Origin of the sequence: Streptomyces sp. YS415 (assembly GCF_023544665.1) — a bacterium.
GTDB lineage: Bacteria > Actinomycetota > Actinomycetes > Streptomycetales > Streptomycetaceae > Streptomyces.
The window spans coordinates 113,560-128,052 of sequence record NZ_JAMJFL010000017.1 but is presented as its reverse complement, the minus strand read 5'-3'; the positions used below and the strand labels follow the sequence as shown (position 1 = coordinate 128,052).

At 71.8% G+C, this 14,493-nt stretch carries 10 protein-coding genes; 1 reads left to right on the top strand and 9 read right to left on the bottom strand.

Annotation, left to right across the window (positions count from 1 at the left end; all coding sequences use genetic code 11):
- Position 1: 1 nt before the first annotated feature.
- Entirely contained in the window at positions 2–1,591 is a 1,590-nt protein-coding gene (locus M8H82_RS22450) for an NAD(P)/FAD-dependent oxidoreductase (RefSeq protein WP_250076675.1), read from the top strand.
- Positions 1,592–1,621: 30 nt separating this feature from the next.
- Here M8H82_RS22450 and M8H82_RS22445 read toward each other — a convergent pair whose 3' ends face one another.
- From M8H82_RS22445 to M8H82_RS22405, 9 genes are all read right to left on the bottom strand, one after another.
- Positions 1,622–3,004 (bottom strand): FAD-binding oxidoreductase, encoded by a 1,383-nt coding sequence (locus tag M8H82_RS22445; RefSeq protein ID WP_250076674.1) that lies wholly within the window; start codon positions 3,002–3,004, stop codon positions 1,622–1,624.
- Positions 3,005–3,079: 75 nt separating this feature from the next.
- Positions 3,080–4,042, bottom strand: a complete 963-nt coding sequence (locus tag M8H82_RS22440) for a TauD/TfdA family dioxygenase (protein ID WP_250076673.1) — start codon at positions 4,040–4,042, stop codon at positions 3,080–3,082.
- Between the two features lie 38 nt (positions 4,043–4,080).
- Entirely contained in the window at positions 4,081–5,031 is a 951-nt protein-coding gene (locus M8H82_RS22435) for an AEC family transporter (protein WP_250076672.1), read from the bottom strand.
- A 27-nt stretch (positions 5,032–5,058) separates the two neighbouring features.
- On the bottom strand, positions 5,059–5,961 hold the full coding sequence (locus M8H82_RS22430; protein ID WP_250076671.1) for an aminotransferase class IV: 903 nt from the start codon (positions 5,959–5,961) through the stop codon (positions 5,059–5,061).
- 10 nt (positions 5,962–5,971) lie between these two features.
- Positions 5,972–6,781: a hypothetical protein gene (locus tag M8H82_RS22425; protein ID WP_250076670.1), complete on the bottom strand. Its 810-nt coding sequence runs from the start codon at positions 6,779–6,781 to the stop codon at positions 5,972–5,974.
- Complete coding sequence (gene asnB / locus M8H82_RS22420) at positions 6,778–8,604, bottom strand: asparagine synthase (glutamine-hydrolyzing) (RefSeq protein ID WP_250076669.1); 1,827 nt, start codon at positions 8,602–8,604, stop codon at positions 6,778–6,780. Before asnB ends, M8H82_RS22425 begins: the two co-directional genes overlap by 4 nt.
- 3 nt (positions 8,605–8,607) lie before the next feature.
- Entirely contained in the window at positions 8,608–9,549 is a 942-nt protein-coding gene (locus tag M8H82_RS22415) for a U32 family peptidase (protein WP_250076668.1), read from the bottom strand.
- Entirely contained in the window at positions 9,549–10,817 is a 1,269-nt protein-coding gene (locus tag M8H82_RS22410) for an ATP-grasp domain-containing protein (protein WP_250076667.1), read from the bottom strand. Before M8H82_RS22410 ends, M8H82_RS22415 begins: the two co-directional genes overlap by 1 nt.
- Positions 10,814–14,422 (bottom strand): amino acid adenylation domain-containing protein, encoded by a 3,609-nt coding sequence (locus tag M8H82_RS22405; protein ID WP_250076666.1) that lies wholly within the window; start codon positions 14,420–14,422, stop codon positions 10,814–10,816. Before M8H82_RS22405 ends, M8H82_RS22410 begins: the two co-directional genes overlap by 4 nt.
- Positions 14,423–14,493: the final 71 nt, after the last annotated feature.

Here is a 14,493-nt window from a genome sequence, read left to right as displayed (position 1 = left end):
CGTGTCACGCACCCACTCGATGCACGTCCTGCGCACCCTCTTCGCCGACCACACGGCCGCCGAGCGGCTGGGCCTGCCCGTCGCCGACGCCCGCGTCCGCCGCCGTACCGTCCTGAAGGGCGCGGTCGCCGCCACGGCGATGACCGCCGCCGCGGCCCCCGTCGCCGCCGCGTCCGCCCCGCGGATCGCCGTGGTGGGCGCCGGCATCGCCGGCCTCACCGCCGCCCTCACCCTGCACGACGCCGGGTACGCCTGCACGCTCTACGAGGCGGACCCGGCCCGGGTGGGCGGGCGCATGTACACCCAGCGCGACCACTGGGCGTACGGCCAGAGCTCCGAGATCGGCGGGGAGCTGATCGACACCAGCCACAAGAAGATGCTGCAGCTGTGCCGCCGGTTCGGGCTGCCCGTGGAGGACTTCCTGGGCGGCGGGCCGGGCGGCGCGGAAGAAGTTCTGTGGTTCAACGGCGCCTACTACCCGCGCGAACAGGCCGACGTGGACTTCAAGGACGTCTACCAGGCCCTCCACCGGGACCTGCTGGAGGCCGGGGAGGTGCGCTGGGACCGCAGCACGCCGACCGGCACCGCACTGGACACCATGTCCCTGTACGACTGGATCGAGTCCCGCGTCCCGGGCGGCCACGACTCCCCGCTCGGCCGCTTCTTCGACGTGGCCTACAACGTCGAGTACGGCGCCGACACCACCGAGCAGTCGGCGCTCGCCCTGGTGCTGCTCATGGGCTACCAGACCAATCCCGGCAACTTCAACATCTGGGGACTGTCGAACGAGCGGTACCACATCACCGGAGGCAACGACCGGCTCCCGCACGCCATCGCCGGCTTCCTGCCCGACGGCACGCTCCGGCACGGCTGGGCCCTGCAGGCGCTCAGGGCCAACGGCGACGGCACCCAGACCCTCACCTTCACCGAGGCGGGGGCCACCCGCACCGTCACCGCCGACCACACGATCCTGTGCGTCCCGCTGCCGGTCCTGAAACAACTCGACCTCACCCGGGCCGGGTTCGACACCCGGATGACCAACCTCCTGCGGGACGCCCGCATGGGCCACTGCACCAAGCTCAACATGCAGTTCTCCCGCCGCCCCTGGCGGGGCACCGGACCCTGGCCCGGCGTCTCGGCGGGCGACTGCTTCACCGACGCCGAGGTCCAGCAGACCTGGGACACCACCAAGCTCCAGCCCGGCACGGGCGGCATCCTCATCCAGTACAACGGCGGCAGCCTGGCCCGCGCCCTGACCCCGGCGGGCCCCTTCTCCACCGAGAGCGATCCCTACGTCACCCGTCTCGCGGCGCGGTACGCCAAGGGCATCGACGCCTTCTTCCCCGGCACCTCGGCCGCCTGGACCGGCCGGGCCCAGCTCTCCGCCTGGCACCTCAACCCCTATGCGCAGGGCGCCTATTCGTACTGGCCCGTGGGTTACGTCCACCGGTACGCGGGCTACGAGGGCGTCGCCCAGGGCAACGTCCACATCGGCGGCGAGCACTGCTCGTACGACTTCCAGGGCTTCATGGAGGGCGGGGCGACCGAGGGCGAGCGGGCGGCCCAGGAGGTGATCGCCGCCGTGCGGTAGGCCGTCGAGGGGCCGGGGCGTCCGGGACGCTCACCGGGGCCGGATGTTGTGGTTGAAGCGGAACACGTTGTCCGGGTCGTAACTCCGCTTGATCTCCTCCAGATGCCGGTAGTTCGTCGCACCCACGCCGGCGATCACCCGCTCCGGCCCCTCCGCGCCGATGAAGTTGAGATAGACCGCCCCGGTGCTCCACGGCTGCGCGTGGTCCCGGACGTCGTGCACCCACTGGATGCCCCGCTCGTCGTCCGCCGGGTCCTCCCACATGCCGAACGGGTGGGTGACCCAGGCGGCGTCCCGGTAGGGCACCGGGTACCGGCTCGGCCCGTCGGCGATGGCGCCGCCCTGCGGCATCAGCGCGTGGATGGTGCCGGTCGGCACCGGCATCGCCTCGGCGTCGGCGCAGAACACCTTCACGTAGTCGTCGGGCAGACCCGACAGGTACTCCGCCGACCAGTAGTTCCGGAAGCCCGGCGGATCGTCGATCATGCACTGCGCGTCGACGTACGGCATCGCCCCGACGAGCGCCGCCTCGTGCGGCAGCGCCAGCAGCGGCTCCGCCACCTTGCGCAGGCCCGCCTCGCCGCCGGCCCAGGTCAGCAGGACCGCGCACAGCCGGGTGCCGTGGAGGTGCGGCGGGCAGAACTCGTCGGGCGGGCCGGTGAGATAGAGAACGCCGCCGCCCGCCTCGTTCGGGGCCACGGCGAACAGGTCGCGGAAGGTGCGGACGACCTCGCGGCCGTGCTCCGGGAGGTACAGCAGGAAGGCGAGGGCGAACTCGGGCAGCTCGTGCAGCCTCAGTGTGAGCGAGGTCGCCACGCCGAAGTTGCCGCCGCCGCCGTGCAGCGCCCAGAACAGCTCGGGGTTCTCCTCGGCGCTCGCCCGGATCCGGCGGGCGTCGGCGGTGACCAGCTCCACGGCGAGCAGATTGTCGACGGCCAGTCCGCTCCAGCGGTCCAGCCAGCCGGTGCCGCCGCCGAGGACGAAGCCGCCGACGCCGGTGGTGGAGACCCGGCCGCCGGTCGTGGCCAGCCCGTACATCTGGGTCGCGTGGTCCAGGTCGCTCATCGTGGCGCCGCCCGCGACCCGTGCCGCCCGGGCCGCGGGATCGACGCCGACGGCGCGCATATGGCGCAGATCGATGACCAGGCCCCCGTCGTTCAGCGCCATCCCCGCCACGCTGTGGCCGCCGCCGCGCACCGCGATGTGCAGATCCAGATCCCGGGCGAAGCGCACGGACCGTACGACATCGGCCTCGTCCACGCACTGCGCGATCACCGCGGGACGGCGGTCGATCATCGCGTTGAAGACGACGCGGGCCTCGTCGTAGCCCACGTCCTCCGGAGCGAACACATCGCCGCTGAGGTCCTCGCGCAGCGCGGCGAGCGCCGCGCCCGCCTTCGAGAGGGGAGCCATGGCCGCCCCCGTTCCGCGATGGGGAATGGGTTCGCTTCCAGCCTAGGCGGGCCCTGCCCGCGATGCCCGTCGGGCCTACCAGGCACGCATCGGTTCCCCCGCCACGAGCTGCGAGACGAACCCGCTCGGCCCCTGCGCCGGCTCCCCGAGCACGGTGACCCGGTGCATGACGCGCTCGGCGTCGAGGTGCGCGACATCGGTGGGCGCGAGATGGCAGGTGCTGCGGTTGTCCCACAGCGCGATGGAGCCGGGCTCCCAGCGGAAGCGGACGGTGTACTCGGCGCTGGTCAGATGCTGGAAGAGCAGCTCCAGCAGATGGCGGCTCTCCAGCTCGGAGAACCCGGTGACGCGGGTGGTCGAGCCCGGGCTGACGAACAGCGCCTTCTCGCCGGTCTCGGGGTGGACGCGCACCACCGGGTGGACGGCGGCCTGCGGGTCCGCGCAGTACATCCGGAGGATCTCGCGGTCCCGTTCGTCGGAGTGGCGCAGGTGGACCGCGGTGAAGAAGGCGTGCTCCGCCGTCAGCCCGTCCACGAACTCGCGCAGCGGTGCCGACAGGCCCTCGTAGGCGGCGACGGTGTTCGTCCACTGGGTGTCGCCGCCGAAGGGCGGGGTCTTCTCGGCGCGCAGGATGGACAGGCTGGGCGGGTTGACGGCCTGCGTGAGATCGCTGTGCCAGCCGGCGAGCGGGGAGGTCCACTTGCGGCGGTAGTGCTCCTCGAAGTCGGCGCCGTAGCGCTCGGTGTCGCGTTTGGGGTCGACGGTGAGGATCTCCGGGTGTCCCTCGGGGTGGACGCCGTGCTTCGTGCCGGGGCGCCGGGTCAGCGCGCCGAAGCGGCGGCCGAAGGCGATGTGCTGGGCATGGGTGATGTCCTGGTCGCGGAAGAACAGGACGCGGTGCGTCAGCACGGCCCGGCGGATCTCCGCCACCGTGGCCTCGTCGAGTTCGGTGCGCAGGTCCACGCCCGATATCTCGGCGCCGATGCGGCCGGCGACCTGCTGGACGGTGATCCGGGTGAGCTGGGCGGTCTGGGTCACGGTACTGCCTTCCTCGAACGGTTCGACGGGACGTGCGCTCAGGTCATCCGCGCCGCCCACTGCGTCCACAGCGGGAGCAGGAGCAGGGCGACGAGCGAGCTCTTGACGACGAGGGCGGCGGACAGGTCGACCCCGACGTCGTAGCGCTGGGCGAAGATGAACAGGTTCTGCGGCGCGGGCATGGCCGCGATCAGGACGAGATAGCCGAGCCACTCGCCCTCGACGCCGAAGAGGTGGCGGCACACTGCGTAGGTGATCAGCGGGAGGGCGACGCACTTGAAAGCGATGATCCACATCTCTTCCGGGGTGGTGCCGCGCACCGTCAGACCGCTGCCGCCGAGGTGCAGCCCGAGGGCGAACAGCGCCACGGGTGAGGCGCTGTCGCCGACGAACCCGAAGCTGTCGAGCACCACCCCCGGGACCGTCACGGGCAGCAGGTTGAGCAGGATGCCGGCGTTGCAGGCGATGACCACCGGGGTCATCAGCGAGGCGGTGACGGCCGAGCCGAGCCGCCGGGCCGGGCTGCCGGCCCGGTCCGGGCGCCCCAGCTCCATGATCGAGAGGATCACCAGCGACAGCACGCACACCTGGAACAGCAGCACCGGGAAGATCGGCGCCGCGTTCCCGAACAGCATGATGAACACCGGCACGGCGAAGTACGCGGTGTTCACCTGGACGGCCGCCATGATGCGCAGCGCCACACCGCGCGGATCGCGCACCCCCCTGGCCCGGGCCACCACCCCGGTGAGCACGGCCGCGGCGCCGGCCGCGGTCGCGTACCCGGTGAGGGCCCGCCAGTCGAACAGCGCTCCCAGATCGCTGCGGTAGATGTTCCCGAACAGGAAGCAGGGCACCGCGAAGAGGAAGGCGTAGTCCGCGAAGGCCTTCGAGCTCTCGGCCGGCACCACCTTCCGCCGCGCGAGGACGACCCCGCACCCGAAGGCCAGCACCACCGGTACCAGCTTCTCCAGCGCCTCTACCGCACCCATGCACGCGCCCTTGCTCGTCCAGCAGGCCTATTCGGGGACGAGCACCTCGGCGCGTCCCTCGGTCAGTTCCCGGTATCCGGTGACGATCCTGCGCAGGACGTCGTTGCCACCGAGGTCGTAGCAATGATCACCGATGCGGCTGACCGGCAGGATCTCGCACGCCGTGCCGCACAGGAACGCGCCGTCCGCCTCGCCCGCGAACGCCGGCGGCAGGTCGCCCACCTCGCAGGCGATGCCCTCGCGCTCGGCGATAGCCAGCACGCACGCCCGGGTGATGCCGTCGATGGTGCACCGGGTCGTCGGGGTGTGCAGCGCGCCGTCCCTGGTGAAGAACAGGTGGGCTCCGGTCGCCTCGACGAAGTTGCCGCGGTCGTCGAGGAGCAGCGCGTCGTCGAAACCGGCGCGCAGCGCCTCGTTCTTGCTGACCGTACCGATCATGTAGTTGCCGGCCGCCTTGCTCTTGACCGGCGCGTACTCGGGCGAGGGCCGGCGGTAGCGGCCGATGACCAGGGCGACCCCCTTGTCCAGGGCGTCCGCGGCGGCGTAGTAGCCCTCCGGGAGCTCCCAGGCGGCCACCGAGGTGTGGACGGAGGTGTGGAGCGCCGCGGTCTGGATGATCTCCGAGCCGCGCCAGGCGTTGATCCGGACGTAGCCCTCGGTGATGCCGGCCTCGGCGACGACCGTACGGGTCGCCTCGTGCAGTTCGTCGGCGCCGTACGCGAGGCCGAAGTCGAGGAGGCGTGCCGAGGAGCCCAGTCGGGCGATGTGCTCCCTCAGCAGGAACGGTGTGCCGCCGTAGACGCGGATGCCCTCGAAGATGCTGGACGCGTAGTGCAGTCCGTGACTGAGCACATGGAGGCGGGCGTCGGCCCAGTCCACGAGGGCGCCGTCGTACCAGATCTTCCCGGTGCGCTGGTCGAAGGGGAGCACGGGAGGCCTCTCAGAGCGCGAGGTCGAAGAGCGGGTGCTGGAGGTCGCCGACGAGGGCGACGAAGCGGCGTTGGTGCTGGGTGAGGCTGCGCACCGACACCCCGTGCAGGGCGAGGCGGTTGATGGGGTACATCACCAGCGTGTTGCTCCGGTAGGGGACGGTGGTGACCTCCTCGACGTACTTCGGGTCGATGTCGAAGCGGTTGTCGCCGTACTCGGAGGCGCTGGTGTGGAACTTGTGCGCGCCGGGGCGGTACTTGTAGAGGACGAGATCGCCGCCGACCGCGTCGTCCTCGGGCAGCCGCATGTAGAAGAGACCGCCGAAGAGCTTGTACGGCTTGTCGACGTGCGGCCCGCGGTAGGCGGACGGCTTGCCGGTGACGGCCGAGTTGATGACGGCCGTGCAGTCCATGAGGATGTCGTGGGTCTCGAAATTGTCCCGGTTGCGGCGGCCCACCCGCAGCTCGCGCAGCGGCCCCGTCTGCTGCTCCGCGTCCGGGAGGTTGGCCAGCAGGTCCTCCTGGAACAGGTCGAGGAACTCCGCGTAGAAGGCGGGCGAGGCGTGGTAGGTGACGAAGTCCTTCCACACCTGCGCCATCGCCGGATCGCCCAGGATCATCTCGGACATGTAGTTGTAGCGCTCGTTCGAGGTGATCGGCTTGCCGATCCGCTCGCCGATGTACTCGGCGCTCGGCATCGACTTGGCGAGCGCCTCGTACAGGTCCTGGGGCAGGGCGTCGCTGATGACGATGTGCGGGAACGGGTCGCGGCGTATGTCGTCCTTGGTGACGCCGGCCAGCAGGGAGGTGAGCTGGGTCATCGGGCTGGGCCTTTCGGGAGAGGGGCGGGGTCGAGAGTGCGTGCGGAGAGCCAGGTCTCCAGCACCAGCAGGGACCAGAGCAGTTCGGCGGCGTGCGCGGCCGGGCTCTCGGTCTGGGTGCGGAAGACCTCGCGCACCGTGTCCTGCCGGATGTAGTCGCGGCAGCGGGCGCCGGGGCCGAGCAAGAGGTCGCCGATCATGTCGTACAGCGCCTCGCCCGGCCTGATCATCGCGGTGACGGGCAGGGTGAACGGCTGTTTGGGGCGCTCGACGATGCTGCGCGGCACCCAGCGCCGGGCGGCCTCGGCCACCGGTGCCTTCACGGTGTCGCCGGCCACCTTGACGTGGGCGGGCAGCGCGTGCGCCAGACGCATCACGGACGGCTGGAGGAAGGGGATGCGGGCCTCCACCGAGTGGGCCATGCTCAGGTGGTCGACGCGGCGCAGGATGTAGTACGGGAACCGCTCGTCCTGGTCGTAGCGCAGCAGCGTTTCCAGCTTGCCGTGCTCCCCGGAGCGCACCCGGCGGTCGAGTTCGTCGCCGCTGCGGTCGCCGAAGTACCCGCCCGCTGCCCTGACGTGTGCCAGATAGCCGGGCGTGTACAGCCGGTCCAGGGCCGCCGTGTCGGCCGCGGCCATGGTGCCCTGGTAGGTGCGGTGCCAGGTGGCGGCGTCGTCCCGGTCGGCCTTGACGAACCGGGCGTACCCGGCGAAGAGTTCGTCGGCGCCGTCGCCCGTCAGGGCCACCTTGAAACCGGCCTGGTGGACGGCCTCGAAGAGGGCGAACGTACTGAGGCTGTGCGGGGCGTTGTTGGGCTGGTCGAGATGGCGGACGAACCGCTCGACGAGCTCGGGGAAGCCGGCCGGGTCGAGGAGCACCTGGTGGTGTGCGGTGCCGCAGTGGCGGGCCGCCTCGGCGGCGTGGTGCCGTTCGTCGGCGGGCCAGTCGCCGCGGTAGGCGATGTTGAACGACGCGACGTCCGGGACCAGATGGGCGGCGAGGGCCGTGGTGTAGCTGGAGTCGAGCCCGCCGCTGGTGATGACGCAGACGGGTACGTCGGCGTCGACCATGCGGCCCATCTCGGTGCGCAACAGCTCGTCGAGCAGCTCCGCCGCAGCCCCCACGGTCGGCCCGCCGTCGGGCCAGTCGGGCTCGGCGGGTTCCAGCGGGGTGCGGGTGACGACGGCCCGCCCGTCGGCGAAGCGCAGGGCCGATCCGGGCTCCAGCGTGCGGACCCCGGTGTGGACGGTGCCCGGTCCCCAGACCGCCTTGCCGCCGAGGTACCGGTCGACGGCGAGCGGGTCGAGTTCGTCGGGGAAGTCGGGGAACCGGCTCAGGGCGCGCAGTTCGGAGGCGAAGCGGAGCCCGCGGCCGTCGGGGGAGAGGTAGTAGTAGAGCGACTTCATGCCGGCGTGGTCGGTGAAGAGCTTCAGCGCGGGTTCCGCCCGCTCGTCGACGAGCGCGATGGCGAACATGCCTTCCAGACGGGAGGTGAACGCGTCCCCGTACAGCTCGTACAGCGGCAGCAGGACGTCCCCGTCGCAGTCGCCGTCGAAGCGGTACCCCCGGGCGGCGAGTTCCGCGCGCAGCTGCCGGTGGTTGTAGATCTCGCCGTTGAACACACAGCACAACGGCCCGCGTACGAAGGGCTGGTGGCCGGAGTCGACGCCCTGGATGGCCAGCCGGTTGGTGCCGAGCGCCCATCCGCCGCCGCCGCGCAGGGTCTGTTCGTCCGGCCCGCCCGGGTACATCGCCGCGGCCACCGCACCCAGGACGCCGGGATCGGCGAGGTCGCCGCCGAAGGAGCCGTAGACACGGCACATCGCTCAGCCGTCCTTCCCCGGGGCCGCGCCCGCGGGTTGCAGGGCGCGGGCGGCGCTCTGGCGGGCCTGCGGATAGTGCCGGCCGAGGAACTCGGTGACGATCTCTACCTGGCGCAGGATGCCGTCGAGCTGGGCGGGTGTGGGGCTCACGCCGTGGCCGTCGAGGGCGCTGTTGCCCGTCTTGAGGTGGACGGGTGCGGCGGCACGGACGATGTCGGGGGCCTCGTAGGTGCGGATGAACCCGCCGGAGGACGGGGGGTTGTCCACGTGGCAGTCCAGCGGGATCCCGACCGCCTGCCGCAGGGCCGCGATCATGGGGAGGGTCAGGTCGCGCACCGGGTTGAAGCTGTTCGCGCCGAGCATCTCCAGCAGCTGCGCCGAGGCCGGGTTGCCCTGTCCGCAGTGCGCGGAGACCTTCAGGTGGATGTCGGCCGGCAGCTCGCCGGAGCTGCGCAGCCGCCCGAGCACCCACAGCAGGCCCTCGTCGTAGACGACGAAGCCGCGTACGCCGAGGCCGATGCCGCGCTTGACGTCCTCGACGGCGCGGACGATCTGGTCCTGGCCGCGCAGCCGGTAGCCGATGCGGGACCCCTCGGGGGTCTGTACGCCGCCGCCTATGTCGTAGGTGGCGCGGGGGCCGACCGACATGAGGATCTCGGTGCCGTACTCCTTGCCGAGCGCGACGTAGGCGCCGATCTCGCGGGCGGTGTGCCGGTACATGCCGCGGGTCTCGGTGATGCGGTTGATGGTGAAGCCTCGGCGGCGGCTCTCGGCGAGCAGGGTCTCGGCGGCCGGGACGGTGTTGACGGTGGGCACCTCGATGCGGAAGTGCCCGCCGTCGGGGAACGTCCCCTCGGAGCGGGGAACGCGCTCCAGGTCGCCCAGCGGCAGTCCCAGCCGGGCCAGTTGCCTGCGGGTCTGGTCGTAGAAGGCGGTCGGGGCCATCACCTGGTCACCTCGAAACCGAGTCGGTCGGCCATGCCGGCGACGATGTCCTCGGCGATGCGGATCGATGTCGCGCGGTCGGCGTGCACGACCTGGACCTCGCCGAAGTTGCCGAGGTTGCCCCGGCAGGGAAGGAGGATGTCGCCGTCGGGGAAGCGGACGGTGAGCGCGTGCAGACTGCGGCCGTGCTCGGCGGCGGCCCAGTCGAGGTCCGGTACGGCCGCGGGTTTCGGTACGGCGTCGGCGGCGCCGAACCAGCGGACGGTCGCGTAGTGGGTGAAGGCGCTCCGGTCGTGCTCGACGGGCTCGCCGAGGTGGATGCGCACGAGCAGTTCGAAGATGTCCCCGCCGCCCGCCAGTTGGAACAGGTTCGGCAGGCAGGACCCCATGATGCGCGGGTTGACCTCGATCAGCCGGGGCCGGCCGTCCGCGCCGAGCATGACCTCGACGTGGAAGATGCCGAGCCGCAGGCCGAGCGCGCCGACGACGGCCTCGGCGAACTCCATCACCCGGTCGTGCTCGTCGGCGGTGACCCCGGCGGGGATCGTTGTGCCGGTCTCCAGCGCCTCGTGGCGGTACCAGGTGGAGCGCTCGCTGACGGCGAGCCGCAGGAAACGGCCCTGGGCGAGGCCGAGCTCGGCGGACAGGAAGCGCCCGTTCAGATACTCCTCGACGAGGATGCCCGCGGCGTACACGCCCCGGTCGGCCCGGCCCAGGATCTCGGCCAACTGCCGCTCGTCGGCGATGACATGGGCGCCCTCGCTGCCGGAGCCCCGGGCCGGTTTGAGCACGACCGGGTAGCCGGTGGCGGCGGCGAAGGAGGCGGCCTCCTCGAAGCCGTCGACCACGGCGTGCCGGGTGCGGTCGACGCCGGCCGCCGCGAGGATGTCCCGGCAGCGGTCCTTCTGCTTGGCGGCCTCCGCCGCGGCGGCATCCGTGAACGGCACCCCCAGTTCCTCGGCGACCCGGGCCACGGGGACCACCAGCGCGTCCACGCTGGCGATGAACCCGTCCACCGGACGTTCCTCGTGCACGGCCCGGACGCAGGCGCGCAGCGCCCCGGGGTCGGTGGCGTCCTTGAGGACATGGACCCGGTCGACGAACCGGGCGTAGGGGCAGGTGTCGAAGTCGATGTTCTGGGACTGCTCCATGAGCAGGGAGCGGATGAGCGTCACCTGGTGGCCGAGCCGCTTGGCCGCCTCGAACGCCGGGGCGTTGCCGGCCTTCCAGGTCACGAAGACCACGTGCCGTTCGTGCGGTTCTGTCATCGGGTCCTCCTCGCGAACCGCTGGCCGATCCGGACGTAGCCGGGAGTGGCGGTGCCGGGTGTGGGAATGAAGGAGATGGAACCGGCGAGGATGTTCTTCTCGGACATGGAGCTGAAGCCGCCCGCGCCGGACAGGACGAGGTCCCCTTCGTCCAGGCACCGCCACGCACCGTCCGGCTGCCGTTCGGAGTAGGCGTAGCGCAGGTGCTCGGCGCCGCGCTCCACCCGCAGCCGGTAGCCGTCGGAGGCGTAGAGCCCGGGGCAGTCGTCGAGGTCCATCTCGAACGGGCGCCCGGTGCGGATGAGCCCCTCGCCGGTGAAGGCCCGCAACAGGTCCTCGTAGAGGCCGAACGACGGGTAGGCGTTGGCGAGCAGAAGCAGGAAGGAGCGGTGCTCGGGAAAGATCTGGATGAAGTTGTGGTGGCCGCTGCCGTTGGAGTTGAACCCGAACGCGGTGGGACCGAACATCAGCCAGCCCAGGCCCCAGGCGTGCATGAAGTGGTGGCCGGGGACGGGTACCTGAGGCGTGCGCATCTGCCGGGCGAGTGCGGCGGACAGCAGCCGCTCGCCGTCCTCGGTGACGCCGTCGTTGACGGCGAGCAGGGCGATCTTTGCCAGCTCCGCCAGGGTGAGGCACACGGAGAAGGACCCGGCCGCGTCGTCGGCGATCGTCTGGGCCGGCGGGTCGTGGCGGACGTACCGCTTGACCTTCTCGGTCCATACGTAGCCGGTGGAGACGGAGTGGCCGTAGTGGCCGTTCTCGGTGCGGGTCTCCGGTATCGGCTCGATGCCGAGCGGGGTGAGCATGAGGTCGTTGACCGCACGGCGCCAGGGGACGCCGAGGAGGTTCTCGATCAGCGCGGCGACGATCGAGGTGCCGACCGCCGAGTACGCGAACACCTCACCGGGCTCGAAGAGTTGGCCGTAGCCGCTCAGGCTGTCGATGTAGGTGTCGAGGTCGGGCAGGTCGGTGTCGTGCCAGACCTCGTAGGAGTCGTCGATGCCGCTGGTGTGCGACAGCAGTTGGCGCAGGGTGACCTCGACGGTACGGCCGTCGCGGCGGCGGAAGGCCCTGGGCAGCCGTTCGTTCAGCGGCTCGTCGAGGCCGAGCAGACCGCGGTCGACGAGGCGGAGCGCGACGAAGGCCAGCATGGCCTTGGTGATGCAGGTGACGCGCTGGCGGGTCGTCGGCCCGTACGGGGCGCCGGAGTCCGTGTCGCCGACACCGTGGTACGTCAGCTCCAGCCTGCCGTCCACGAACGCCGCGGTGCCCGCTCCGGGCACGCCGTGGCCGCCCGCGGACTCCCGGAGGGTGTCGGCCACGGCGCGCAGCCGCGCGGAGGCGTCCGCGGGTGCCGGGGTCCCGGCCGATCGCGCACGGGCCCGGCGCAGCAGCTCCGCCTGCTCCGCCAGGGTGCGGTGGCTGTGGATCTCGGCGACCCGGACGGGCCTGCCCGCGGCGTCGGAGAGCCGGGCCGCGAGCAGCGTGGCCAGCAGGGAGTGCCCGCCCACGGAGAAGAAGTCCAGGTCGGGGGAGATCCGGGTCAGGCCGAGCAGCTCGGACCACACCCGGGCGACCCGGGCCTGGTCGGGGTCGTCGCCGATGAACGCGGCGGCGCTGTCCGTGCCCCAGTCGAGGTCGCGCGCGGCGAGGGCCTTGCGGTCGACCTTGCCGTTGGGGAGGCGCGGCAGCCGATCGGCGGTGATGATCTTGGCGGGCTGCATGTAGTGGGGCAGTTTCGCCCGGAGATGGGCGCTCATCGCCTCGGCCGTCACCTCGGCGCCGTCCAGGCCCACGAAGCAGACCAGCCGGGTGTCACTGCCGGTGCCCACGGCCAGCGCCGCGATGTCGCGCAGGCCCACCACCTCGCGGAGCACCGATTCGATCTCCCCGAGCTCGATGCGGAAGCCCCGCACCTTGACCTGGTTGTCCTTGCGGCCGAGGAAGCGCAGTTCGCCGTCCTCGGTCCAGCGCGCCAGGTCGCCGGTGCGGTACAGCCGTCCGCCGGGTACGGGACCGAGCCGGGCCGGAGCGGTCGTGAACACGGCTCGGGTGCGCTCGGGGTCGTTGATGTAGCCGCCGGCCAGGCCGTCGCCGCCGAGGTGGAGCTCGCCGGTCGCGCCGAGCGGAACCGGCCGACCGTCGGCGTCCAGCAGGTACGCGACGGTGTTGTGGATCGGGACGCCGATCGTGGGGGCGTCGGCGGTCGGGCCGGTGAAGCACTTCCAGGTCGAGTACGTAGTGTCCTCGGACGGCCCGTAGAGGTTGTAGAGCCGCTCGGTGCCGGTGGTGGCGAATGCGGCGTTCACCAGTTCCTTGGACAGCGGCTCGCCCGCGACGTTGAGCACCCGTACCGAGTCGGGCACGGCCGCACGCTGGAGCAGCACGTTCAGTGCGCTCGGCACGGTGTTGACCAGAGTCGGGCGCAGGTCATCGGTCTCGGTGAGCGCCAGGACGGTGTCCGTCACGACGACACAACCGCCGCGGGTGAGCGGGGCCCACAGTTCGTACACCGACAGGTCGAAGTTGAGGGAGGTGGAGAACAGCACCCGCGCCAGGTCCTCGGGCCGGTAGGTGGCCGCGGACCAGGCGAGCAGTGCCACGGTGTTGCGGTGGCTGATCACCACGCCCTTGGGGATGCCGGTCGATCCGGAGGTGTAGATGAGGTGGGTGGTGGCCTCGGGGCCGGCAGTGACGCCGAGCGGCGCGTCGTCCTCGGCGGACGCCTTCTCCCACAGCTCCGGCCAGGACAGCGCGGCGGCGGACGCACCGGCGAGCCAGCCGGGGGCCTCGTCCCCGTCGTGCACCACGGCGGTCATGTCGGCGGTCGCGGCGATGGCGGTCAGCCGGTCGGCCGGATACGCCGGGTCGAGGGGGACGTAGGCGCAGCCCGCTTTGTGGACCGCGAGCAGCAGTACGACCGCGTGGTGGGTGCGCGGCAGGGAGAGGCCGACCCGGCAGCCGGGGGTGACGCCGGACGCGGCGAGCGCCCGCGCCAGGCGGTTGGCCTGCCGGTCCAGTTCGCGGTACGTCAGCACCGAGCCCTGCCACTCGACGGCCGGGGCGTCGGGAGTGCGGGCGGCCTGGCACTCGACGAGGGCGTGCACCGTGGTGCGGCGGTCGTAGGGGAGAGCGGTGTCGTTGAGTTCCCGCAGCAGATGGCGGCTCTCGCGCTCGGAGAGCGCGTCCAGGTCCGCCACCGGCGTCCGAGGATGCTGCTCGGCACGGTGCAGCAGGGTGTCGAGGTTGGCGGCCATGCGCCGGATCAGTCCGGGGGCGAAGAGCGCGCGATCGTAGTGGAGGGCCGCGCGGCCGGTGGCCTCGGCGGTCTCCAGGAGGAGCGCGAAGCCCTCGGGGAGGGGCGCGCCGCCGTCGGTCCGGACGGTGCCGACGCGCAGACCGTCGCCGAGGTCCGCGGGCTCACCGGTGCGTGCCGCCTCCCGGTACCGGGCGCCGAGGGCGGCGGCCAGCGCGGTGAGCGTCAGCCCCTGAGCGTCGCGGGACCGCACGGCGACGGGCCGTTCACCGGCCCGGCCCGCCCGCGCCAGCACGATGTCGTCCTGGCCGCTGTAGCGGTGCACCAGCACCGTGAAGGCGCCGTGCACCAGGTCCCCGGGCCAGGAACCGGAAAACCATGAGTGGATCCCGGTGCCCGTGGGCGGCGCGGTGTCGTCGC